Here is a 23,378-nt window from a genome sequence, read left to right as displayed (position 1 = left end):
TGTGATTTTTGAGTTTGTAATTGTTTATCAGCAAAATTCTGACACAAATATTAGACAAATCCTAATAGATACATTAACCCTTTCCCTACAAGATAACTATGACGAATTTGAGTCTGATACAGTCGCTCAGATGATCATTTTACAAACTCAAAGAATCGGAAATCAATCAACTAATGAAGACGGCAACACAACACAAACGATTATTCTAGGATTTACCCTAGACTTACCTGAAGAAACCGAAGAAGCCGAAAGAGTAGTTGAAGAATTTGCCAAAGCCTTAACTGAAGAAACCAGCCCAATCTCTCATATAGTCAAATTTGAAGATCCTCTATTGCAGTTCAAACTAGCTCAATGGTCAGCAGAAATATTTGCGATTGAAATGAAATTAAGACGAGTCCTGACACTGATCTATTTAAACGCCTACCAAGGTGTAGAACCTTATAAACTTTTAAGAGACGAGAAGGAACAGCCAGCCGCAAAAGACAAGCCAACCGATAAAGAGATGCAAGACGCTCTTGAAAATCAATTTTTTCATTTACTCTTTAGCGAATACGTTAACTTAAACCAACGTCCTGACCCTAAAATTAATGATTTACTAGACAATATTCGCAACTTTATCAGATATGATGAACTTCAGGCAGAAATTACTCGTAAACCAGTTCAAGATAGTTATGATGCTGATTTCTTGGCCGCACTTAAAAACAAAATAGGTGCAATTGAAAAAATGCGTAACTGTATAGCCCATCACCGCCGTCCCTCTTCGAGAACAGAGGAAGGCTATCAAAATGCCCAGCCATTAATTAGTCAATTGCTTGATGAGTACCTTGAACGGTGGTCTTGGAATGAAGCGGCAAATGGTTCATCTGATGAAGAATCTAGCTCTTGATTATTAGATAAGAAAGATAAAAGGTAGAGGTTCATATTTTCCTCAAACCAATTTGAGCGATCGCTATTGAAGTCCAGCACAAATTCAACCTCAAGCATGGTAGCTCATGCTCAAGGTGATTTCCAGACAACTGTTAACGAACTCAAATTTGTATTATCGCGGTTGCATGAGATTGGGGGAAGTCATGCACAGCGAGTATTATTTGCAGAAATTTATCAAGATGCTCTCTTGTGCGAACAAAAGCAGCATCGAATTTATCCTATCAGTGCTTAGAATTTTGTGGGATGGGCATACTACGGCAAGCTCAGTACAAGTCTTGCCCGTCCCTATATTATTAGCACTGATTAAGTACCAGATAATTTTCTAACTTCACTGCATCAAAACGCTTAACACTAAATTGTTTCATAATTTCTTGCAACTGAGCATCTGGTTGGAGTAGAGCCAATTGCATTTGCTGAATCAAAGAGATACCTAAACGCCGCGCTGTTACCAATGGTGGCATCGGAGAAGGTCCAATTATTTGCACCACACGTAAATGGTGTGATAATTCAGGAAAATCCCGTAATTCTTGTTCTAATACAACACTATCAATGGCTGCACAATCAGCCAGTCCTTCAACTACCCAACGAATAGAACGTTGATGAGAACCTGATTCTAGAGATTTTCCCCAGAAATTGGGTGGATATTTTTCTTGACTCAACCACCGCCAAAGTAAATGATAACCACTATTAGAACCAGAGTCGTTATAGCAAAAAGTTTTCCCTGATAAATCAGCAAACTTCTGAATATTGCTATCAGTCTTAACAATCACATCTGCATAGTATACAGGACAATCACCATATCGAGATGATTGCATCACAGGCGCAACTAATGTCTGTAATTGATTTGGTGCTATTTGACTATAACGAATTAGTGGTAATCCACAAATAAAAGCCAAGTCTATTTGGTCTTTAAATAATAGAGTGTCTTTTAAGGGGTCGTATTTACTTTGATGTAGTGCAATTTCTACTTGTAAAACACGACCTAAATAAGCTGTAATCTCCTGATATAATCCAAAACAATTAGGAGCTAAATAAGATACAGCCTGTAATTTTGTAATCTTAGTCATTCTTTTTTTGAAACACTGCTATTTTGGAAAATTTTAATTAGCTTTTGCTTAGAGTAATGAATATATAAAAACTGAGACTAGCAACTCGATAGGCTTACTGTAGATTATATCAAAAAAAATCTGGTTTTCCTATTTTGACGAATAAAAATTCCTAATAACCAGCAGTTTTATCAACCACATTGCGTAATTGTTGTCCTTGACGATAGCGCGTGAAGTTTTCTAAAAATAGGGCAATGGTTCTCTCTTTAACTCTAGGCGAATTTCCAGAACAATGAGGTGTAATAAATACATTTGGCAATGTCCACAAAGGACTCTCTGCTGGTAGTGGTTCTGTAAATACTGTATCTAAAGCCGCCCCAGCAATCCAGCCTTCCTGTAAAGCTTTAGTAAGTGCTGATTCATCAACAATTGCCCCCCGTGCAATATTAATTAAATAGGAATCAGGGCGAAATAAACGTAAAGTTTCTAAATCAATTAAACCCTTTGTTTCCGGCGTTAAAGGTGCAGCAATTACCACAAATTCTGATTCTGAAAGTAGTTGTTTCCACTCATTTGCACGGACTACTTTATCAAAGTTTGGTAATGGTTCTGGATGACGAGAACTACCAAAAATACGCATTCCAAATGCTTTAGCACGAACCGCAATTTCTTGACCAATTCCACCAGCACCGATAATTAATAAAGTTTTGCCGAATAATTCTTGAATTGGTAAACCTCTTTGCCAATTATGCTCATTTTGTAGTTTATATAAACTTGGTAATCGCTTAGAATAAGCCAATAAATAAGTAATCACAAATTCAGCAATAGGAATACCATGAACCCCTGCACCATTAGTTAAAATTAAATCCCTTTCCAAATATTTTGGTGTCAAAATATGATTTACACCGGCATTTGGGGCATGATGCCAACGTAATGAAGGCGCAGCATCTAATACTCGATGTAAAGTGGTAGGCTTGAGGTAAAACCAACTAAAATAAACTTCTGCATCTGTGGCATCACCATTTATATTACCCTCACTATCTACACGCACTACAATAGTATTTTCAGGTAAATGTGCCTCAATTTCATGGGCAATTTCTACTGGTAAAATGAGTTTCATAATTGATAACTCCGATTATTTTTGATGTTCTATTTCATCTTATTCAACAATTGATATGTTGAATCTTGTTTAGCTGTAGTTGTGAGAGATTTTCCCCAACCAATATTTTTACGATAACTACCCAAAAGTTGAGATTCTGTTAATGATTGTTCGTTTATTCCTGTTAATGGTTCTACATCTGGTGCAACATACAGCGCATCAACGGGACAATATAATTCACACATAAAACAAGTTTGACAGTCACTTTGTCTAGCAATTGTTGGAGGTGCATCTGGTACTTGATCAAAAACATTTGTTGGGCAAACCTTCACACAGAGATTACATTGAATGCACCGGGATTCACTAACTAATTCAATCATAATAAAAAACCAAAATTGATCCAAAATTAATATTAATGTAGGTTGGGTTAAGCGATAGCGCAACCCAACAAAAGTTTTGATAATGTTGGGTTTCCTTGCGTCAACCCAACCTACAATTAAACAGTTACAAGTTCTTTTACTTTTCTTTCCTGTATAGGTGTAGCTTTTACCCACACTTGATCTAAACCACCACTAATTAAATGATGTTGTTGTTTAGTATCTTGTTCTGGATAATCTAAATGTTTGTGCATACCCCGTGTTTCTTTGCGTTCTAAGGCACTGCTATACATCCATCTGGCTGTCGCTACCATTCCCGCAGCTTCCCTGGTGCGGATAATGTTGCTATTATCTGCAACTTGACCATTGCGAATTTCATCCCAGAGAGAATGTAATCTTTGCAATGACTCCGTTAAAGTTTGTTCATTACGGAAATAATTGCGATTGTATGGGAAAACTTCTGCTTGAGTAGCTTTAATGATGTCTTCACTGTGAATATGCTTCTCACTACCAGAAATAAATCCTACACCACCTACAGATTGAACTGGTCTTTGGTTGGCTTGCACACCTAAACGATGGGAGTATGTAGCCGCAGACTGTCCTGCCCAATACCCTGAAGATAGCGCCCAAGCTGCGTTATGACTACCACCACCTGTAAAACCACCACAGATTAATTCCCTTGTAGCTGCATCACCTGCGGCATAAAGTCCACGGACGGAAGTAGAGCAAGTATAATCTATGATTCTAATACCACCTGTACCACGTACAGTTCCTTCTAAACGCAAAGTCACGGGGAAACGTTGAGTAAAGGGATCAATACCTGCACGATCAAAAGGTAAAAAGAAATTGGGTTGAGATAACCGCATTGTCACCCGCATTTCTTCTGATGCTTTGTCTATAATGGCGTAAACAGGTTGAGTTAACAAAGTTTCGGCAATAACAGAACGCCCTTTTTGCGAACCAGCACCGGGGATAGGTGTCCCATCTGCGTAGGTGAAAGTTGCCCAATTATAGAATAAGGTTTTGGTGACAGAAGAAAAAGCAGGTGCGATACCATAAGCATTAGAAAATTCCATTCCTGACATATCAGCACCCGCTTCAGCTGCCATGAGATATCCATCCCCTGTTAGCACATTGCAACCCAAGGCTTTACTCAAGAAAGCACAGCCTCCAGTAGCAATGATCACTGAATGCGATCGCACAATCCACTTTTTACCAGTCTGACGGTTAACTCCTGTCGCCCCAGCTACAGCCCCTTCTGCATCTACTAACAACTGTAAAGCGGGACTGTGATCTAAAATTTTCACCCCTGCCCGTTTTACTTGTTGCCGCATCAAGCGCATATATTCTGGACCTTGAAGACTGCGCCGATAGGGTCTACCTTCTTCATCTGTAGGGAAAGGATAACCCCATTCAGCTAGTTGGTTGACGTTCGTATAGGTTTGATCTAATACCCGTTGCATCCAATCACGGCTAGATAAAAATCCTCCTAAAGCTTCCCTAGAAGCCATGGCTGCTTCTCGACTATCCGGTTCGGGTGGAACATACCACACACCGTTACCTGATGCGGCAGCACAACCACTAGTACCACAATAGCCTTTATCTACTAAAACCACTTTTGCACCAGCATTGGCCGCACTCCACGCTGACCAAGTGCCAGCAGGTCCACCACCAATTACTAATACATCAGCTAATAAGGTTTGATCAACATCCCCATCTTGAGAAAATAATTGTTGCTGAGTCATGGAAATTCCCCTTTTTTTTAATGAATGTTTGCCTGATAATTGTTTCATCTGCTATAGCTTAAACCCCCGGTGTAGTTCCACCATCAACTTGAATTTCTGCACCAGTAATAGAAGCAGCTAAATCAGAAACTAAAAATAAAGCTAAGGCAGCAATCTCTTCAGGTTTGACGATTTTTCCTAAAGGAATTGATTTTACTGATTGGGCTTTATATTCATCTACAGTAATACCCAAACTTTCGGCATTTTGCACTGCTAAAGTTTTCGCTCTTTCTGTGTCTGTTAAACCAGGAGAAATGGCATTAATTCTAATATTATCTAGGGCTAATTCTTTAGAAATGCCTCGTGTAAAATTCAACAATGCAGCATTTGTAGTTCCTCCTGGTAAGAAATTAGGACGGGGTGTACGTCCAGCACCACCAATAATATTAACAATGCGTCCATCACCCTGTTTTTTCAGATGAGGTACAACTGCTCTCACAAAGCGAATGTAACCCAAAAGTTTTAAACTCCAAGCATCTAAAAATGCTTCATCACTCAGTTCTAAAAAAGACCCAGCACGGGCTGAACCAGCATTATTAATCAAGATATCAATTTTTCCAAATTGTTCTAAGGTTTTAGAAACAACTTTCTCAATATCTTCTGCTGCGGTTAAGTCGGCACTAACACCAATAACTTTAGCATTTGTATTATCTAAAGATTGAATATCAATTACTGCTTGCTCAAGTCTTTCTTGGTTGCGAGCAGCAATAACAACATTCACACCTTCGCTATACAAAGCTTTGGCGGTAGCTAACCCAATTCCGGCACTACCACCTGTAACAATTGCTGTTTTACCTGCTAGATTTAGTTCTAAACTCATAGAAATTGCACCTCATGATAAATTTACAAACCAAATAATTTGAAAAATTTAAATTTGCCTAGCTGCAAATTTTTCTAATAGAAATCCCTTGAGATGTGGCTGTTCTAAATTAATGCCTAATTCCTTAGCTTTTTGGGCAATTTCTTCATAAGTTAAATTTGCTTTAATTGCTTCAGTAATTAAGGCTATTCCTCCCGCTCTTGCACCACCAGCACAGTGAATTAAAATTGGTTTAGGCAAATTTTCAACAGATTGAATTGCTTCTGCTGTTAATTCTTGATTTGGCACTTGAGAATTTAAAGGAATATTTGCATATTCCAATCCTACAATTTGTGCTTCTTGCTTTTCATCATGGAAAAAACCATTTTCATCAGGAGAACGTAAATTTAAAACTGATTGAAAACCTGCTATTGCCAATTGTTTTAATTCCTCAGATGAAATTTGTCCAGCAATACTCAAATCATCATTCACCTTTTTTAAATCAGTCATTTTGATTCCTCTTGTTATCAAATCAATAAATAGACGCTAAAACCTTATCTGCTGCGGCTCGCAATGCAGTTGCAGCACCAGCACTCATATCTCGTGGCGCACAAATCCTATTTCTCAGATAAGCTAGTGTAATCGCCCCAGCAGCCGCAATAATGGGATCTATACTTTCTTTCCCTCCAGTTTTACCACCTGGTAATAGTTCGTTATTACCATTAAGTAGATAATCGGCTAATAATCGTAGGTGAAAATCAACAACTTCTTTGATTATTGAGCTATGACCTAAAGATTGAACTCCAGAATTTTTGAGAATATCGCTAATAGCAACTTCTCGATTATCGCTCAATCTTTCGGCAGCTTCTGCCCGATATTCAATAAATTCAGCATCAGCTAAGTCTAGGGGTAAGGGATTACCTATAGGTTCTACGCCAAATCTACGCCGTAAAAGTAAATTATTAGTAATATTGTCTGATTTAACTCTGTTATAAGCAGGACGCTTTTTAAGTGCTGCAAACCAAACATTGATGAGAGGAAAACGAGGATTTCCCTTGATATGATATCCTCTATATAATGGTAAGTTAGCTGCCAATCTATCTAAATGGGGACTATACATAATATCTACCAAGCTAAATGTTGATAAAAAATAGGGTTTTGGATATCTACCTAAAGTTTTCTCGATTTCATCTAATTTAGCTTCAAATTCTGCCTGTAAATTCGCTAGTTCTTTGGCATCTTCTGGGGGTTGTCTCAAAAATTTGTAGGCAATATCTCGAAAACCATTGGTTTCAGCATCTTCAATCCATTGTCTAGCAAGAGCATTTTCTTCTGGATTTTCAGGTAACAACGTTTCACCAAAGTGTTCTTCCAATTCTAAAAGAATATCTTTAGATTCATAAACCAATTTTCCTTCAATGTTTGCTGCGGGGACAAGGGTTGTTGGTACTAGGTCTGTGTACCATTTAGGTTTATTACTCAGATCAATAAACTCAGTGTCAAAGGGAATTTCTTTTTCTTCCAAAGCAAACCAAACTCTTTCACAAAAAGGACACCAAGAGTTACTATCACGATATAACAATACCGATGGTTTGCTATCTGGTGGAAGTTTATGTAAATTACTAGGAATGGGGGCAGTAGAAGGAGCTTGTCCTGGTCTTTTGACTCGACGTGCAGGGGTATTTTGTCGAGCAGTTTCTAATATTTCTTCCCAATTAGATATGGTAGTGCTTAAAGTAGACATTTTTACCTCGCCTTATTTGGAATCCCAGAAAATACAAATAGTTGTTCTTCTTTAGGTGTAAGTAGACTTTCACCCAAGTAGCGATGAATGCCTACTCCCATATCTCCTGTCGCTGTGAGTTTAAAGTTAATTTCCTCAAAATCCAATTGACTGAAGTATTTGCGAACTGTTTCTGAATGGGCAATACCCTGAGAGTGTCCACGAGTCCAAAGAACAAAAGCACCTTTTTTGCTGAGAAAACTGAGATTTCCTAATAAACGGTTGAGTTCATTTTCATCAGCTAAATTGCCAAAAATACCACAGACAATGACAATATCTGCTGGTACTGCTCCTACATAATTATCAGCAGTTGTTGCATCACCGTGAATAAACTCAATTTGCTTTGTTAAACCTAAGGATTCTATACTTTCGCGCCCACGTTCAACTAAGTGGGGATTGATTTCTACCAATCTTGCATATACGTCTTTAGCGCGAGGATGATTTGCTAATATTCCTAATAAATCGCGTCCATCACCAGCGCAAGCACTAACTATACGAATAACGCCTGTTGGGGAGTTATCCAAACTATAGGAAATATATTCCCGCACGATTTCTAGCCGTTGCTGTAATTTAGCTTCAGTATTGTAAAGATCGTGCCATTCTAACCAATCTTTTGGCATAAGAGAAGATTCCCGATTGCTAAAAATTTAGATTCTGGAGAGTGTTATTAATTACTCATCCTTAAAATACTGTAAGTCTATCGAAAATTAGTAGATTAAGGATAAATACAGATTAACACATCAATTTGGAGAAAATCAAGTAGTTAGATAATTAGCTATCTAGCTAGTAATGCAAAAGATGATTAAGCTGTTTCAATTGACTAACTTGTGCTAAGTCCACATTTCCACCAGTGATAATTACGCCAATTCTCGCTGCTGGTACTTTCACTACACCTTCTAATAATGCAGCTGCGGCTATGACCCCAGTAGGTTCGACAACGATTTTTAACCGTTCCCAAATAAAGAACATGGTGCGAATTATGCCTGCTTCTGATACTGTCACCATATCATCTACGTATTGCAAGACTAGGGGAAAGGTGATTTTACCCAAGCAGGGAGTTCGCACACCATCAGCAATGGTCTGGGGATTATGGACAGTTTGCAGGGTTTTGGTGTAAAAAGAGCGAGTAGCATCATCGGCTAATTCCGGTTCTACACCAATTATTTTACAATTAGGTAAAAGTGTTTTTGTAGTAACGGCACAACCGGAAATTAATCCACCACCACCACAACATACTAATAAATAGTCTAGTTTTCCCACTTGTTGAATTAGTTCTAATGCAGTTGTACCCTGGCCAGCAATGACATGAGGATGATCATAAGGTGGAATTAAAGTTAATTGCCTTTCTGCTGCGAGATTTTGGGTGAATGCTTCTCGGTTAGTTGTGTCAGGGTTATACAAAATGACTTCCGCACCATAACCGCGAGTAGCAGTTTGTTTGACTACAGGTGCGTCATCAGGCATAACTACAATTGTGGGAATGTTGAGTAATTTTCCGGCTAAAGCTATAGCTTGGCCATGATTTCCTGAAGAATAGGTAATAACACCTTTGATTTTTTGCTTGGCTGATAATTGGACTAAGGCATTATAAGCACCACGAAACTTAAATGCTCCTGTCCGTTGAAAGTTTTCGCATTTGAAAAATACTTGGCTTTGAGTCAGTTCATTGAAAGTATTAGAGGTAATTACTGGTGTTTGATGAGCAATACCTAAAAGCCTTTTTTGTGCTGCTTCTACATCAGTAATAGTAACAGAATCAGGTAGTAACATTGTTTTTTCTAAGAGGATGTTTGAAAAGCTTTGGCGACTAGAAGTCGTGGCTACACAGACAAAACCCATCTATTCCTGCGGAACGCTACGCGAACATGAGTTTTAAACTCTTAATTTTTCGTTAGTCGACGCAGGTGGACTTTGTTTGTGTAGTAGCGTCCGCGAAGCGTGCCGGAGGCATCTTTCTAATCGCCGGAAACTTTTAAAACCCCCCTCTTTGTATTTTTTACAAAACTCGGTTAAGGCGCTGGATTAGGATAACGAGTATGAATTGCATCTATTTCTGCAAAAATCTCTTGATCCAAAACCACATTGACACTATCTATATTTTCTTCTAATTGTGCCAAAGTTGTTGCGCCAATAATAGTGCTTTTAACAAACCAGCGACTTTTGACAAAGGCGATCGCTAATTTAGCAGGTGTAAGATTGTACTTTTTGGCAAGCTCCACATAAGCCTTAACCGCTTCTTGTACATTGGGTTTTAAATACCGTTGTCCAAAACCAGGAAACAAAGATATTCTTGTATTTTCTAATTGTTGATTCTCTATGTATTTACCAGTTAAAAACCCAAAAGCCAGGGGACTGTAAGCCAATAAACCCACATCTGTATAACGGTAAACTTCCGCTAAACCTGATTCAAAATTACGATTGAGTAAATTGTAAGCATTTTGAGTTGTCAGAACCTTAGGTAATCCCAAATCATTAGCAATACGAACAAACTCACTTACCCCCCAAGGAGTTTCATTACTTAAACCCAAATAGCGAATCTTCCCAGCTTTAATCACCTCAGCAAAGGCCTGTAACTGTTCCGCAATAGGTACAGATTCCCTTTCTAATTCCGGATTGTAACTTGTCTGTCCAAATGTAGGAACATAACGATCAGGCCAATGAATTTGATACAAATCTATATAATCAGTTTGTAATCTCTGCAAACTATCATCTACAGCCTGTGTAATATTATCACGATCAACTTTATTATTTCCACCCCTCAACCAGGAAAAAGGACGACCAGGACCTGCAATTTTAGTAGCAACTATCAGTTGATCTCGTTGCTGTTTCTTCAACCATTCACCAATATAAGCCTCAGTTTTTCCTTGAGTTTCACCACGAGGGGGGACGGGATACATTTCCGCAGTATCTAGGAAATTGACCCCTTGGGCAACAGCATAGTCAAGTTGCTCATGGGCTTCTTCAGTACTATTTTGATGTCCATAGGTCATAGTTCCCAAGCAAATTTCTGAAACCTTGAGGTCACTTGCACCCAGTTGGTTGTATCTCATAATGTTTAAATGATTCTCCTCATTTGATTTTGCTACAAAAACTAAAAATATGACTATTGCCTCAAACTACATTAAATCTATAGATTTAATGGAGTTAATACCTGAAAGTGCATATTACCATACAAAATTTAGATATACAACCCTTTGTAACAATTAATTTAAAATCATAAAAAATGTATCCAGCAATACTCAAATTTTAATTTTTTTATGCCATGCTGCTATCTATCAAAGATTAACTACAGTAAATTGACCAAGTTACCGTATTTATCTAAATAAGGTAATTTAGTTACTACTATAGGCTTTCGTGTCATTACGAATACAAAACCAATCTAAATAGACCCGTTACAGGAAAGTTCTCCCTGGGGAGTTCGGTTCTTTTCTCTGTGATTTTTTGCTAAATCAAATTCTTTGTGTGTGTGGGGTTATCAAAATGAAAAAAATTGCTTGGAACTTATTGCTTACTTTGCCAATGTCTGTATTCTCGTTAGTCTTAACAGCTAGTACAAAAACTCTGGCCAGTGAAATAGGAAAAGAACATGAGACAATAGGCAAAGAGACTTTATCACCCTTATCACCCATCAGTATAAGTATTCCCGACTCTGATAACGGTACTCAAATAATTGCCCAAACAGACCCTTCCTCTTTATCTGATGAGTCGCAAATTACATCTGTATCCCAGCTTTCAGATGTCCAACCCACTGACTGGGCTTATGAGTCATTAAAATCCCTCATAGAACGTTATAAATGCTTGGTCGGTTCTGATACTAAATATCGTGGTAATCGGGCTTTGACTCGCTATGAATTTGCAGCAGGATTAAACGCTTGTTTAGATCAAGTCAATAAACTTATTGCCTCAACCACGTCTAATTTAGTTGTAAAAACAGATTTGGAAACCATACAGCGACTAAATGAAGAATTTAATGCCGAACTTACTGTATTACGTGGGAGATTAGACTCAATAGAAGCACGAACAACAGAATTAGAAGCTAATCAATTTTCAACCACAACTAAGCTCCAAGGTCAAGTTCAGTTTGTACTGGGAGGAGTCCTAGCTGGTAATAACGTTGTCACCAAGAAACCTGCACCCCGCACCATTACATTTCAAGACCAGGCTCGCTTAGTATTAAACACCAGTTTTACTGGTAAAGATCAACTACGGTTAACATTATCAGGTGGAAATATTAACTCATTAGGTGGAGTACCTAATCCTAGAGGAACTGGAACAGGACTTAGCACAAACAATCCCACTGGGGGGATTTTGGGAACATTTGACGGGAGAACTGCCGATAATGCCAGTCCTAGTTTTGGTCCCAATCAAATTGTTCTGGGTGGTATTCGTTATCGTTTTCCAGTTGGAAAAAAGACCCAGTTGAACATTTTTGCCCAATCTGATGGCGCAAATGAGATTGGTTTAAGTGGTCCGACAAATCCATTTGAAGGATCTGCTAGTAATGGGATTACGCGATTTTCCCGGCGGAATATGGTCTATAACTATGGAGATACAGGTCCAGGAGTCGCCATCCTCCACGACCTGAGTAAGCAGTGGCAATTAGGTTTATCATATAGCGCACCTAATGGTAATAATCCTGAACCTAGAAATGGCTTATTTACAGGCAGATATGTAGCATTTGGACAGATAACATACTTTAGCCCCAAAAAGAATTTCCGGGTCGGTTTGAGTTACGCTAACACCTACAGCCCAGCGGGTACATTAGGTCAAGGTGGAACAAACTTTGGTCCAGCGGCAGGGAGTAACCTGGCAAATAGTACCATTTCCACCAACCCAGCCAACGCAACTAACGGCATTGTTGATCAAGGAACTGTGGGAAATCTTTATGGAATTGGGGCATTATATAAACTTAATCCCAAGTTAGCAATCAATAGTTTTGTAGGTTATTCCGCCCATCGTTATTTAAGACAAGGAGATGGTCAAGTTTGGAACTGGGGGACGGGAATAACATTTCCCGATTTAGGAAAAAAAGGTAGCTTAGGGGCTATTTTTGTAGGTCAGGCACCAACACTTAAAGGACTCAGTAGTAATGTAGATTTAGGAGCAGGTAAGGGTAAAGCCGATAAAGATACTTCTCTGCATATTGAAGGATGGTACCAATATAAACTTACAGACAATATTGAAGTTACACCCGGATTTATTTGGGTGACAGCACCAAATTCCGATGCTACCAATCCTGGTAGTGTGGTGGGTTGGCTACGTACCACTTTCAGATTTTAAAGCTTTTGAATCAGGATTTACAGGATTGAAGGATTTACAATATTTTGTATTCAAATAAATTCCTTAATCCTGTCAATAAATGACAATAAAAATTACGAACTACGAATTATGAATTATTACCAACAATTCTTTGATAACAGTCCCACAAATCTATTAGTGTGGTCAATCCAAAATCCAAAATCTAAAATCTAAAATCGAATTATGAATTATTACCAACAATTCTTTGATAACAGTCCCACAAATCTATTAGTGTGGTCAATCCAAAATCTAAAATCTAAAATCTAAAATCGAATTATGAATTATTACCAACAATTCTTTGATAACAGTCCCACAAATCTATTAGTGTGGTCAATCCAAAATCCAAAATCCAAAATCTAAAATCTAAAATCGAATTATGAATTATTACCAACAATTCCTTGATAACAGTCCCACAAATCTATTAGTGTGGTCAATCCAAAATCTAAAATCTAAAATCTAAAATCGAATGACTAACGCAACTGAATTACTTAATCATCGTTATGGTAACGGTAACCTTAATCGGGATATTCCCTGGAGTGACACCTTAGAAACTTTGTTATCCCATCGTTCAATTCGTGCTTATTTACCTGATGTTTTACCTCCAGGAACCTTAGAAGTTTTAATCGCGGCGGCTCAATCTGCTTCTACTTCCTCCAATCTGCAAACGTGGAGTGTAGTAGCCGTTGAAGATGCAAATCGCAAAGAAGAGTTATCAAAACTTACTAATAATCAAGCACATATTCGCCAAAGTCCTTTGTTTTTAGTATGGTTAGCAGACTTAGCCCGACTAACTCACATCGCTGAAAGTCGCGGACTACCTCATGAAGGTTTAAATTATTTGGAAATGTTTTTGATGGCGGCCATAGATGCCGCCTTAGCAGCACAAAATGCGGTGATAGCAGCAGAATCTCTGGGCTTAGGAACGGTGTATATCGGTGCATTGCGAAATAAACCAGAAGAAGTAGCCGAAATCTTGAATTTACCACCTCATGTAATTGGTATTTTTGGTTTGTGTGTAGGTTATGCAGATCCAGTTGTTAAGGTAGCAATTAAACCACGCCTACCTCAGTCTGTAGTATTGCACAGGGAAACATATAACCTGACAGAACAGGAGCAAGGAATATCAGAATATAACCAAGTCATGACGAACTTTTACAATTCACAACATATCAACGTTCCTGGTGATTGGTCAGAACATTCTAGTAAAAGAGTAGCATCGGCTGAATCTTTATCTGGTCGGCACAGGTTAAAGGAAATTCTGAATAACTTGGGTTTTCAATTACGATAATTAACTTTTGTAACAGGCATATAAATCTCCAAAACTTGTTAAAGAATTCTAAAGAATAATTTTATAGAATAAATCCTCATACATAAGTGGGGATTTTTCTATAAATAAATTTGACAAAATTTGACAAATTTATTCTCAGAAATGCTTGCAATTTTTATTTATTTGTGCAACACTAGAATGAAGCTACGGTATTCCTACCGACTTACGGTTGATTATACCCACAAAACACAGATTGGCACAACAAGCATATTGGTAGTAATGCCAGATGCTTGTTTACTAGAGCTTTTTGTTTACAGACACTCAAGGTAATAAAAGAGAGCGGTTTCTGTGCATCTTATAAATTTTTCTAAGCCGGATCATCAATATATTGATATTGATTTTCTCAATATTTCGGCTAAGAGAAATGTTACACAAGCATTGCTTATTTTTATTTGACAGATGTACTCCAATAACCAGTGAACCAAAGGAAGAGATTTTGATCATGACTAATAAAGTAAAAGGAATGCAATTAACTCTAGAAAGGCTACATAAGTCTTTCGGAAATAAAACTGTTTTGAAAGGAATTAATTTGGAAATTCAGCCGGGAGAATTTGTGGCTATTGTTGGTCGTAGTGGCTGTGGTAAAAGTACAATGTTGCGTCTAGTAGCTGGGCTGGATGCTCCTAGTGATGGTAATGTTTTGTTAAACGGCACATATAGTGATAAACCTATTAATCCAGCAGTCCGCATGATGTTTCAAGATGCCCGTTTGTTACCTTGGCAACGAGTTTTAGCAAATGTAGAGTTAGGTTTAATAGGTGCTAATTCCAAAGTTTATGCCAAGCAAACGGCTTTACAGGTGCTGCGTGCAGTAGGATTAGAAGACCGCGCTTATGAATGGCCTTCGGTTCTTTCCGGTGGACAACGGCAACGGGTAGCTTTAGCCAGAGCCTTGGCTAGTAAACCTTCCTTATTACTACTAGATGAACCTTTGGGGGCATTAGATGCCCTGACTAGGATTGAAATGCAGCAATTACTAGAAAGTTTGTGGCAGGAGCAAGGATTTACAGCATTGTTAATTACCCATGACGTAGAAGAGGCAGTCGTATTAGCAGACAGAGTAATTTTGATTGAAAATGGTCAAATTAGTATGAATGTGGAAATTGATCTCCCACGTCCACGGGCTAGAGGAGATGCAAAGTTTGCCAAGACTGTAGAAGGAATCCTAGATAGAGTAATGGGTAAACAAGAATCACCCTCAACAGAATTTTTATCTGGTCCCTCATCTTCTTATTTGTTGAGTTCTCTATCTGCATAAATGCCATTACTAGAAACTATTTGGAGCAAGAATTATGACTATCGGCATAGAAAGTGCAAAAAAAGCCGAATCTGTACAGATAGGTATGCAATTAGTCAGCCATTCCTATCATCTCGTTTATCCTATCATCAACAACGAATTTTATACCCAGAAATCTCTATGCGCCTGCTGAGGTTATTTAGAATGAGTAGGTGATACAGATGATTGTCGATCATTAGTTGAAAATGAAAATTGAGAAAAGTAATTATGTTATCTTAAATAGCGATTCTTACAGGCTGCTCCACTATGCCCATTTTTTTCTCAACTTCTCTTTCCTAATCTTAGGATTTAAACAATCTTGGTATCTGGTTGATAACTGATATTCTCTACATGAGTGAACAAGCTTTGCTGTCAGTTATTTGAGATTTTTTCACACCCTGTTGAGGTAGATTATTTTTCCTACCTCACTTTCTTAAGTATTTAACAAAACTAGAAAATATTCCGAAGAGAAATTTAACAATGCTGAATTGGGAAAGTAAATTGAAATCATGGAAAAACCAACGAATCAGTCGTCGTTCTGTTTTCTCCGCTTTTAGCTCCAGCTTAGTCTTATCTGCCACAGTATTTACTTGGAATACACCCCAAAATACCATTCATCAGCAAGCAATTTCATCTACTAACACAGGTAGTAAGCTGATTGCTAATAATTCAGGCAAAAAGGTAGTCAGAATAGTTCGTTCCAAACAACTTACAGCCCTTGCCGTTTTAGAAAAACAAGGTACTTTAGAAAAAAGACTAGGAGCTTTAGGCTATAAAGTTGAATGGCCTGAATTTGCAGCTGGACCCCAACAATTAGAGGCTTTAAATGCAGGTGGGCTTGATATTGCATCTACAGCCGAATCACCTCCAGTTTTTTCTCAAGCGGCCGGAGTTCCTCTTGTATATTTAGCAGCTAACTCCTCTGATGGTAGAGCAGTTTCACTTTTAGTTCCTCCCAATTCACCAGCTAAACGTTTCAAGGATTTGAAAGGCAAAAAAATCGCCTTTCAAAAAGCATCTATCGGACATTATCTTACAGTTAGAGCCGCAGAAAGAGAACGCTTAAAACTCACTGATGTAACTTCAGTTTTTTTAGCACCTCCAGATGCTAACGCTGCTTTTAGCCAAGGTAAAGTAGATGCTTGGTTTATTTGGGAGCCATTTGTCACCAGAAATGTACAAAATAAAGTGGGTCGCGTTCTATTAGATGGTGGTAATGGCCTAAGAGATACTAACAACTTTTATTCTACAAATCGCAAATTCTATCAAGAAAATCCTCAAGTAATTAAAATTTTTCTAGAGGAATTACAAAAAGCACAAGTCTGGTCTAAAAACCATCCCAAACAAATTGCTCAGTTACTAACTAGTGCAACTCAGCTTGATGCACCAACTCTAGAAAAAATGCACAACAAATATGATTTTGCATTAGTACCAATCAATGAAAAAGTTATCAAGAAACAACAACAAGTTGCAGATAAATGGTATAGTTTAGGGCTTATACCTAGAAAAGTAAATGTTAGAGACGGATTTTTAACCCCTCAACAGTATGCTGCAATTACTCCCAAAGAGGTGCTTACTAAAAAGTAGCTTCGTTAACAAAAAAGAGCATAAAACTTAAATTAGTTTTAATTTTTAAAAAACTATTGAACCGGAACGGATTTGATTTTTAACTATGCCCACACTTACTTTAACCAACTTCCAAATTACTCCTCTTGATGCTCCATTAGGAGCAGTTATTACTGGACTAGATGCTAGTCAGAAAGTGATACCTGAAGTTATTTTGCAATTAAAACAAGCTCTCAGAGATTATCATATTCTCATCTTCAAAAATCAAAATCTTAGTGATGAGCAATTTTTAAACTTTAGTTTTAACTTTGGTTCATTATTTGTCCCACCAGATGATGTTCCTGTTTTGGCTTCTCAACCAGGAGTTACACCAGTTATAATTCCTGTTTCTAATGTTGATGGTGGTTACACAGGTACGGGAGAATTATCTTTTCATTCTGATCATAAGTGGACTCCCTATCCTTCTAGCGGTTCTCTACTTTATGCTTTAGAAGTACCATCTGCTGGTGGGGATACTTCTTGGTTAAATCTCAATTTAGCTTATGAAAGTTTAGATAAATTCACCAAACAACGAATTGCAAACTTGCAGTTAATTACCTATAACCCATTTTTAAATAAACCAGGAGAACCTCGTAGAAAATACCGTGAAGATAAGACTATTCCTCTGATTAGTCCAGTATTTCCTCATCCATTGGTGAGAACACATCCAGAAAGTGGCAAGAAGATTTTATATTTAGACTACGCTACAGAGGTTGAAGTTGTTGGTTTAGAACCCCAAGAGGGTAAAGAGTTAATTGAACAGTTAAGAAATCATCTGCATCAGCCTCAATTTTATTATCAACATAAATGGTCTGTGGGGGATATTGTTTACTGGGATAATCAGTCTACCTTACATTATCGTCAAGCTTTTGATCCTCATCAACGTCGAGTTTTAAAACGAATTAGTTTAGCGGGTAGTCGCCCATTTTAGGTCTTGTAGTAAGACATTTTGAACTCAAATTTAGTGAAGAGACATAATCATGAAGTTTAACTTACCACGACGCACAGTTTTACAGAAATTAGTTCAATATTCAACATCAGCACTGGCTTTGATTTTGATTTCTACTCCCATTACTACTAATATAGTTGAAGCCCAAAATACAACTAATAAAGCAGGAATTAAAACAAAAGTAGTCAGACTTGCTTATCAAACTTCTGGAGATATTGTCAAAATCAAAGGAGTGGTAGATAAGCGTCTTGAGCCTTTAGGTGTCAAAGTAGAATGGTCTCCATTTCCTGCTGGTCCACAACTAATGGAAGCCATGAATGCTAACAAAGTTGATATTGGTTCTGTGGGGGAAACTCCACCAATTTTTGCTCAAGCTGCTGGCGCTCAATTAGCTTATATTGCTGGACGTAAACCTAGTAGTGGTGAAGGTAGTGCTATTGTTGTCCAGAAAGATTCTCCTATTAAGACTGTTAAGGATCTTAAAGGTAAAAAAGTTGTTTTCCAAAAAGGATCGGCATCACATTATTTACTACTAAGGGCTTTGGCTGAAGCAGGTTTGAAATATAGTGATATTCAAGCAGTTAGTTTAACTCCAGCAGAAGCCCGTGATGCTTTTATTCAAAAGAAAATTGATGCTTGGGTAGCTTGGGACCCCTTTATTGCTGTAGTCCAAAAAACTGCTAATGCTCGTATTTTGAGAAATGCCTCCAGAATTGCTACTCAAGGCGGATTTTATATGGCTAGACGGAGTTTTGCTGTGGAAAATCCAGAAGTTGTGCGGATAGTTTTAGAAGAGGTAGATAAATTAGGAGAATGGGCAGAATCTAATCCTGACGAAGTTGTGAAAATTCTTGCCCCTGAACTAAAACTTGATCCCGCACTTTTAACTGTGGTAGTTCGTAGACGTACCTTCCGGTTACGTCCAATTAACTCATCTCTTGTTGCTGAACAACAACGTATTGCGGATTTGTTTTATAAGGAAGGAGTTATTCCTAAACAAGTTGCCATTAAAGAGTCGGTTTTAAGTTCTCAACAGTATGCAGCTATTACACCCCAAAGAATTAGTAAGAAATAGCCTGTAGTTATTCTGATTCTTACCTCGGCGGCTAAACTTTGCCCCTAATCATCCTGATCACCAGTTAATCATTATGAAACTTTCTTCTTCTGGTTTTTCATCTCCTGATTTTTCATCAAAGTATACAATGAGAAAAAATAAGTTCCATTTGAAGTTTATCAAAAATCCCTATTTTCAATCATTCATACCTTGGCTTGTACCCATAACAATAATTATATTCTGGCAATTCTTGTCTTCTGTTGGGGTTATTCCCATTAGAATATTACCAGCACCTTTAGCAGTTGTTAGTGCTGCTGTTAAATTAACTCAGACAGGTGAACTTTTCAGAAATATTGGTATTAGTGCCATCAGGGCAATATCTGGGTTTTTAGTTGGGGGAAGTATTGGTTTTAGTTTAGGTCTACTTAATGGTGTTTCTCCCATTGCTGAAAAGTTACTAGATACATCACTGCAAATGTTGCGAAATATTCCTAACCTAGCATTAATTCCTCTGGTAATTTTATGGTTTGGTATTGGTGATGAAGCGAGATTATTTTTAGTATCTTTGGGTGTAATGTTTCCGATTTATTTAAACACTTTTCATGGGATTCGCAGTGTTGATCACGGATTGATTGAAATGGGTAAAATTTACGGTTTAAATACTTGGGGTTTATTCTGGCGAATTATTCTTCCAGGAGCAATGTCTTCGATTTTAGTGGGTGTGCGGTTCTCTTTAGGGATTATGTGGTTAACACTGATTGTGGCAGAAACAATTGCTGCGGATTCTGGAATTGGTTATATGGCAACAAATGCAAGAGAATTTATGCAAACTGATGTTGTGGTTTTGAGCATTGTAATCTATGCTATGTTTGGTAAGTTAGCTGATGTTGTAGCTAGAGCTTTGGAAAATTATTGGTTGCAATGGAATCCCAGTTATTTGAAGGGTTAATCTATTCATACTCGATAGAGTTACAGTATTTTTTGTGAAAGTATTGCTTTTTTCCAATCATTTGTGTAATGCTCTAAAGTGTTGCCTAAATAATACGGTTTTCCGATAGATTTAGTGTAATCTTTGTTTGAAAAATTTGGTTAAAAATTTTACCCTTAAATAAGAATTATGCAAGTTCTTTGGTTTATTCCCACACATGGTGATGGACGTTATCTAGGTACTGCTATAGGTGGAAGGTCAGTTAACTTTGATTATTGGCGACAAATTGCCCAAGGGGTTGATCAATTAGGGTTTGCAGGGGCTTTATTACCCACAGGTCGTTCTTGTGAAGATGCCTGGATTTTAGCTTCTACTTTGGTAACGTACACCAAAAAAATGCGATTTTTAGTAGCAATCCGTCCGGGTTTGATGTCACCAGGAGTAGCGGCAAGAATGGCAGCAACTTTTGATAGAATTTCTGGCGGACGATTATTAATTAATGTCGTGACCGGTGGTGATCCTGTTGAATTAGCTGGTGATGGTTTGCATCTTAATCATGATGATCGCTATCAATTAACCGATGAATTTTTAACAGTTTGGCGAGAAATTGCTGGGGGTGAAATTTCTAACTTTGAAGGTGATTATCTCAATATTAAAGATGGAAAAATCCTATTTCCTAATGTCCAGAAACCTTATCCACCTTTGTGGTTTGGTGGTTCTTCTCCGATTGCTCAAGTAATTGCTGCCAAGCACGTTGATGTTTATTTAACTTGGGGTGAACCACCTCAACAGGTAGCAGAAAAAATTGCCTCTGTAAAACGTTTAGCAGAAGCACAAGGAAGAACATTAAGCTTTGGGATTCGTCTTCATGTGATTGTTAGAGAAACTGAGAGTCAAGCGTGGGATGCGGCTAATGATTTGATTCGTTATGTAGATGATGAGGCTATTAAGAAATCCCAACAAGCTTATTCGCGCATGGATTCAGTTGGACAAAACCGCATGAAGGAATTACATAATGGTAGCCGGGAGGCATTAGAAATTAGCCCGAATTTATGGGCAGGAATTGGTTTAGTTCGGGGTGGTGCGGGAACTGCATTAGTAGGTGATCCCGATACTGTTGCTAGAAGAATGCAGGAATATGTAGATTTAGGAATTGATACTTTTATCTTTTCCGGTTATCCCCATTTAGAGGAAGCTTATCGAGTAGCAGAATTGCTTTTCCCGCGATTACCTTTAGATAATTTGCCAACAGTAGAACCACAATTATTAAGTCCTTTCGGTGAAATTGTTGCTAACCGGGAATTTCCTCAACAGCTTCAAGAACAACTTAGAGAAACAACAGTAGCAACTGTAGATTAGTTAAAAATTAATTAAATCAAGAAGTTTTTGTCAGATGGCTTATATTTTAGCAATTGCGGGTAGTCCTTCTCATCTAAAAAATTAAACTTGAGAGTGTAACAAAACATCAGCAAAAACCTTTGTTGTTACACCCTCAAATCGCCCAAAACTATAAAAATACTAGAAAAATTTGAAAGAATCCAATCTTCCTAAAACAGTCATATCTTCAGCATCTAATTCTACAGGAATCCCACTGCGAATTAGTTCTGAAAAATTCTCATTAGGAACCATAATTGTTAATGCGTAAAGACGATTTTTACCAGTATTTCTAATCAAATGAGTCCCTGTAGGTGGAACTAACAAACTATCCCCAGCCTTGATATTTACCTTTTTACCATCACAAATTACAATTCCTTCTCCTTTGAGAATAAAAAACATTTCTACCGCCCATTCATGACGGTTTGGTGGTGTTTTTCCACCCACGTCAAAAATTTCCACACAACAAGTTAAAGAAGTATTAGCGCTTGTGGAATCAAAGATAATTGCTAATCGGTTAGAGTCATGGGGACTAATACGATATGCTTGATAATCTTGAGGAGATTTAATGACTGGAATTACACAACGAGTAGTGTACATATTCTTAATTGGTAATTGGTAATTGGTGTTTTACACTCAGTTGAATTAATTATTAATTGCTGTCAAAATTGCCGAAGAATCAGTGACAAAACCGAAACATTGTTGAACATTATATAAAGTTGCTAACCAACAATATTCCGGTGAAGTTGTTGCAGTACAATCTTTAACTAAAATACAGTCATATCCTAAAAAATTGGCATCAGACAAAGTTGATAAAACACATTGATCAGCATTTACACCAGCAAACAATATTGTAGTTATACCCAAATTTCGTAAAATACTATCTAAAGGAGTATCCCAAAATCCACTCATGCGATATTTATCAACCTGGATATCTTCTGGTAGTTGTTCCAATTCGGCCACCACCGCAGCAGACCAACTTCCCTTCATTAGTACCTTAGCACCATTGCTGGGCAAAGCATCACCTAATCCTACACCCTCCCCCGTGGGGTTGTATACGTGCAGTAACCCGGCGCTGATATTCAATAAATCGTGACGATTTCCCCAATTTAACCAAATTACAGGTACACCAGCAGCCCGAATTTGTGGTAATAATTGTTGCAGAGGTGCAATCGGTTTCCGGGCAGGGCTGACATCTACACCAATGTGTGCTAACCAACCATCACGATGACAAAAATCGTTCTGCATATCAATGACAATAATAGCAGCTTTGGATAAATCGCAGCGCAGAGTTTTAGTTTCTGTTGCTAAAATAACTGGTTGTGGGGTCTTTTCGGGACGGGTAATATCTGCAAATGTTTGATTTACTTGCCAAGCATTTGGTAAAAATCCTAGTTTCCGCAGGGGTAGATTCATAAATGCCAGTTCTTATTGTTGTTTAATTTATAGCAAATTAGGTTAACTCATATCTTGCGTCTGGCGGGTAAACCTACAGAAAAAAATTATAAATAGGGCTGGCTGAATAAAGCTCAAACCATTTATTAGTAAGCGTTTTACGGATTTTTACCACAAAAAAGTGCCAGGTTTTGGCTAATGGTGTCTTAAAATAGGTGCATTTTTCTTTGTCGGATTTGGAAAACTGAGGATATCCAGCAGTTAAAACTGTTCCCTGTTCCCTGTTCCCTGTTCCCTGCTCTCACAGACAACTTTTATGGCTACGCCACGCAGGCTATCAGCAAGCCCTAAATATAA

The 23,378-nt window shown here is 37.8% G+C and carries 22 protein-coding genes; 10 read left to right on the top strand and 12 right to left on the bottom strand.

Features of this window, described 5'->3' with window-relative positions; translation table 11 throughout:
* Position 1: 1 nt before the first annotated feature.
* Entirely contained in the window at positions 2–886 is an 885-nt protein-coding gene (locus tag H6G25_RS11765) for a hypothetical protein (RefSeq protein WP_190392644.1), read from the top strand.
* A gap of 66 nt (positions 887–952) precedes the next feature.
* Positions 953–1,159, top strand: a complete 207-nt coding sequence (locus H6G25_RS11760; RefSeq protein ID WP_190392643.1) for a hypothetical protein — start codon at positions 953–955, stop codon at positions 1,157–1,159.
* A gap of 61 nt (positions 1,160–1,220) precedes the next feature.
* Here H6G25_RS11760 and H6G25_RS11755 read toward each other — a convergent pair whose 3' ends face one another.
* The 10 genes from H6G25_RS11755 to H6G25_RS11710 all read right to left on the bottom strand — a co-directional run bounded on the left by H6G25_RS11755 (position 1,221) and on the right by H6G25_RS11710 (position 10,865).
* Positions 1,221–1,994: a PhnD/SsuA/transferrin family substrate-binding protein gene (locus tag H6G25_RS11755; protein WP_190392642.1), complete on the bottom strand. Its 774-nt coding sequence runs from the start codon at positions 1,992–1,994 to the stop codon at positions 1,221–1,223.
* Positions 1,995–2,145: 151 nt separating this feature from the next.
* Positions 2,146–3,093, bottom strand: coding sequence for a D-2-hydroxyacid dehydrogenase (locus tag H6G25_RS11750; protein WP_190392641.1), 948 nt, complete (start codon positions 3,091–3,093; stop codon positions 2,146–2,148).
* A 29-nt stretch (positions 3,094–3,122) separates the two neighbouring features.
* Positions 3,123–3,452, bottom strand: coding sequence for a 4Fe-4S binding protein (locus H6G25_RS11745; RefSeq protein ID WP_190392640.1), 330 nt, complete (start codon positions 3,450–3,452; stop codon positions 3,123–3,125).
* Positions 3,453–3,568: 116 nt separating this feature from the next.
* Positions 3,569–5,194, bottom strand: coding sequence for an FAD-binding protein (locus H6G25_RS11740; protein WP_190392639.1), 1,626 nt, complete (start codon positions 5,192–5,194; stop codon positions 3,569–3,571).
* A gap of 58 nt (positions 5,195–5,252) precedes the next feature.
* A complete protein-coding gene (locus tag H6G25_RS11735; protein ID WP_190392638.1) occupies positions 5,253–6,053 on the bottom strand; it encodes an SDR family oxidoreductase in 801 nt (266 codons plus the stop codon).
* A gap of 48 nt (positions 6,054–6,101) precedes the next feature.
* Positions 6,102–6,542 (bottom strand): sulfur transferase domain-containing protein, encoded by a 441-nt coding sequence (locus H6G25_RS11730; protein WP_190392637.1) that lies wholly within the window; start codon positions 6,540–6,542, stop codon positions 6,102–6,104.
* A gap of 22 nt (positions 6,543–6,564) precedes the next feature.
* On the bottom strand, positions 6,565–7,776 hold the full coding sequence (locus H6G25_RS11725; RefSeq protein WP_190392636.1) for a glutathione S-transferase family protein: 1,212 nt from the start codon (positions 7,774–7,776) through the stop codon (positions 6,565–6,567).
* A gap of 2 nt (positions 7,777–7,778) precedes the next feature.
* Positions 7,779–8,435, bottom strand: coding sequence for a class I SAM-dependent methyltransferase family protein (locus H6G25_RS11720; protein WP_190392635.1), 657 nt, complete (start codon positions 8,433–8,435; stop codon positions 7,779–7,781).
* A 163-nt stretch (positions 8,436–8,598) separates the two neighbouring features.
* Positions 8,599–9,585 (bottom strand): threo-3-hydroxy-L-aspartate ammonia-lyase, encoded by a 987-nt coding sequence (locus H6G25_RS11715; RefSeq protein ID WP_190392710.1) that lies wholly within the window; start codon positions 9,583–9,585, stop codon positions 8,599–8,601.
* Positions 9,586–9,824: 239 nt separating this feature from the next.
* Positions 9,825–10,865: an NADP(H)-dependent aldo-keto reductase gene (locus tag H6G25_RS11710; RefSeq protein WP_190392634.1), complete on the bottom strand. Its 1,041-nt coding sequence runs from the start codon at positions 10,863–10,865 to the stop codon at positions 9,825–9,827.
* 430 nt (positions 10,866–11,295) lie between these two features.
* Here H6G25_RS11710 and H6G25_RS11705 point away from each other — a divergent pair, with 430 nt between their 5' ends.
* The 8 genes from H6G25_RS11705 (at position 11,296) to ssuD (ending at position 21,611) form a co-directional block, all read left to right on the top strand.
* Positions 11,296–13,095: an iron uptake porin gene (locus H6G25_RS11705; protein ID WP_190392633.1), complete on the top strand. Its 1,800-nt coding sequence runs from the start codon at positions 11,296–11,298 to the stop codon at positions 13,093–13,095.
* A gap of 484 nt (positions 13,096–13,579) precedes the next feature.
* Positions 13,580–14,401 carry an NADPH-dependent oxidoreductase gene (locus H6G25_RS11700; RefSeq protein ID WP_190392632.1) on the top strand — a complete coding sequence of 274 codons (822 nt, stop codon included), beginning with the start codon at positions 13,580–13,582 and terminating at the stop codon, positions 14,399–14,401.
* 481 nt (positions 14,402–14,882) lie between these two features.
* Positions 14,883–15,698 carry an ATP-binding cassette domain-containing protein gene (locus H6G25_RS11695; RefSeq protein WP_190392631.1) on the top strand — a complete coding sequence of 272 codons (816 nt, stop codon included), beginning with the start codon at positions 14,883–14,885 and terminating at the stop codon, positions 15,696–15,698.
* Positions 15,699–16,196: 498 nt separating this feature from the next.
* Positions 16,197–17,303, top strand: coding sequence for an aliphatic sulfonate ABC transporter substrate-binding protein (locus H6G25_RS11690; protein ID WP_190392630.1), 1,107 nt, complete (start codon positions 16,197–16,199; stop codon positions 17,301–17,303).
* Positions 17,304–17,388: 85 nt separating this feature from the next.
* On the top strand, positions 17,389–18,252 hold the full coding sequence (locus H6G25_RS11685) for a TauD/TfdA family dioxygenase (RefSeq protein WP_190392629.1): 864 nt from the start codon (positions 17,389–17,391) through the stop codon (positions 18,250–18,252).
* A gap of 49 nt (positions 18,253–18,301) precedes the next feature.
* Positions 18,302–19,345 carry a sulfonate ABC transporter substrate-binding protein gene (locus H6G25_RS11680; RefSeq protein ID WP_190392628.1) on the top strand — a complete coding sequence of 348 codons (1,044 nt, stop codon included), beginning with the start codon at positions 18,302–18,304 and terminating at the stop codon, positions 19,343–19,345.
* Between the two features lie 127 nt (positions 19,346–19,472).
* The gene (gene ssuC / locus H6G25_RS11675) at positions 19,473–20,273 is read left to right on the top strand and encodes an aliphatic sulfonate ABC transporter permease SsuC (protein ID WP_190392709.1); all 801 of its coding nucleotides are present in this window, start codon (positions 19,473–19,475) and stop codon (positions 20,271–20,273) included.
* A 168-nt stretch (positions 20,274–20,441) separates the two neighbouring features.
* Positions 20,442–21,611, top strand: coding sequence for an FMNH2-dependent alkanesulfonate monooxygenase (gene ssuD, locus H6G25_RS11670; protein ID WP_190392627.1), 1,170 nt, complete (start codon positions 20,442–20,444; stop codon positions 21,609–21,611).
* 159 nt (positions 21,612–21,770) lie between these two features.
* Here ssuD and H6G25_RS11665 read toward each other — a convergent pair whose 3' ends face one another.
* Both H6G25_RS11665 and H6G25_RS11660 read right to left on the bottom strand, forming a co-directional pair.
* Complete coding sequence (locus H6G25_RS11665) at positions 21,771–22,226, bottom strand: cupin domain-containing protein (protein ID WP_190392626.1); 456 nt, start codon at positions 22,224–22,226, stop codon at positions 21,771–21,773.
* 45 nt (positions 22,227–22,271) lie between these two features.
* The gene (locus tag H6G25_RS11660) at positions 22,272–23,042 is read right to left on the bottom strand and encodes an isochorismatase family cysteine hydrolase (protein ID WP_190392625.1); all 771 of its coding nucleotides are present in this window, start codon (positions 23,040–23,042) and stop codon (positions 22,272–22,274) included.
* Positions 23,043–23,378 lie beyond the last annotated feature (336 nt).

Origin of the sequence: Dolichospermum sp. FACHB-1091 (assembly GCF_014697585.1) — a bacterium.
GTDB lineage: Bacteria > Cyanobacteriota > Cyanobacteriia > Cyanobacteriales > Nostocaceae > Dolichospermum.
This window is presented reverse-complemented; position numbering and strand designations above follow the sequence as displayed.

Bases quoted from the DNA above. Each gene is read 5' to 3' on its own strand.
- H6G25_RS11710 (WP_190392634.1), bottom strand. From the start codon at position 10,865: ATGAGATACAACCAACTGGGTGCAAGTGACCTCAAGGTTTCAGAAATT.
- H6G25_RS11680 (WP_190392628.1), top strand. From the start codon at position 18,302: ATGAAGTTTAACTTACCACGACGCACAGTTTTACAGAAATTAGTTCAA.
- H6G25_RS11705 (WP_190392633.1), top strand. From the start codon at position 11,296: ATGAAAAAAATTGCTTGGAACTTATTGCTTACTTTGCCAATGTCTGTA.
- H6G25_RS11755 (WP_190392642.1), bottom strand. From the start codon at position 1,994: ATGACTAAGATTACAAAATTACAGGCTGTATCTTATTTAGCTCCTAAT.
- H6G25_RS11720 (WP_190392635.1), bottom strand. From the start codon at position 8,435: ATGCCAAAAGATTGGTTAGAATGGCACGATCTTTACAATACTGAAGCT.
- H6G25_RS11740 (WP_190392639.1), bottom strand. From the start codon at position 5,194: ATGACTCAGCAACAATTATTTTCTCAAGATGGGGATGTTGATCAAACC.
- H6G25_RS11700 (WP_190392632.1), top strand. From the start codon at position 13,580: ATGACTAACGCAACTGAATTACTTAATCATCGTTATGGTAACGGTAAC.
- H6G25_RS11695 (WP_190392631.1), top strand. From the start codon at position 14,883: ATGACTAATAAAGTAAAAGGAATGCAATTAACTCTAGAAAGGCTACAT.
- H6G25_RS11730 (WP_190392637.1), bottom strand. From the start codon at position 6,542: ATGACTGATTTAAAAAAGGTGAATGATGATTTGAGTATTGCTGGACAA.
- H6G25_RS11750 (WP_190392641.1), bottom strand. From the start codon at position 3,093: ATGAAACTCATTTTACCAGTAGAAATTGCCCATGAAATTGAGGCACAT.
- H6G25_RS11725 (WP_190392636.1), bottom strand. From the start codon at position 7,776: ATGTCTACTTTAAGCACTACCATATCTAATTGGGAAGAAATATTAGAA.
- H6G25_RS11745 (WP_190392640.1), bottom strand. From the start codon at position 3,452: ATGATTGAATTAGTTAGTGAATCCCGGTGCATTCAATGTAATCTCTGT.
- H6G25_RS11715 (WP_190392710.1), bottom strand. From the start codon at position 9,585: ATGTTACTACCTGATTCTGTTACTATTACTGATGTAGAAGCAGCACAA.
- ssuD (WP_190392627.1), top strand. From the start codon at position 20,442: ATGCAAGTTCTTTGGTTTATTCCCACACATGGTGATGGACGTTATCTA.
- ssuC (WP_190392709.1), top strand. From the start codon at position 19,473: ATGAGAAAAAATAAGTTCCATTTGAAGTTTATCAAAAATCCCTATTTT.
- H6G25_RS11735 (WP_190392638.1), bottom strand. From the start codon at position 6,053: ATGAGTTTAGAACTAAATCTAGCAGGTAAAACAGCAATTGTTACAGGT.
- H6G25_RS11665 (WP_190392626.1), bottom strand. From the start codon at position 22,226: ATGTACACTACTCGTTGTGTAATTCCAGTCATTAAATCTCCTCAAGAT.
- H6G25_RS11690 (WP_190392630.1), top strand. From the start codon at position 16,197: ATGCTGAATTGGGAAAGTAAATTGAAATCATGGAAAAACCAACGAATC.
- H6G25_RS11685 (WP_190392629.1), top strand. From the start codon at position 17,389: ATGCCCACACTTACTTTAACCAACTTCCAAATTACTCCTCTTGATGCT.
- H6G25_RS11660 (WP_190392625.1), bottom strand. From the start codon at position 23,042: ATGAATCTACCCCTGCGGAAACTAGGATTTTTACCAAATGCTTGGCAA.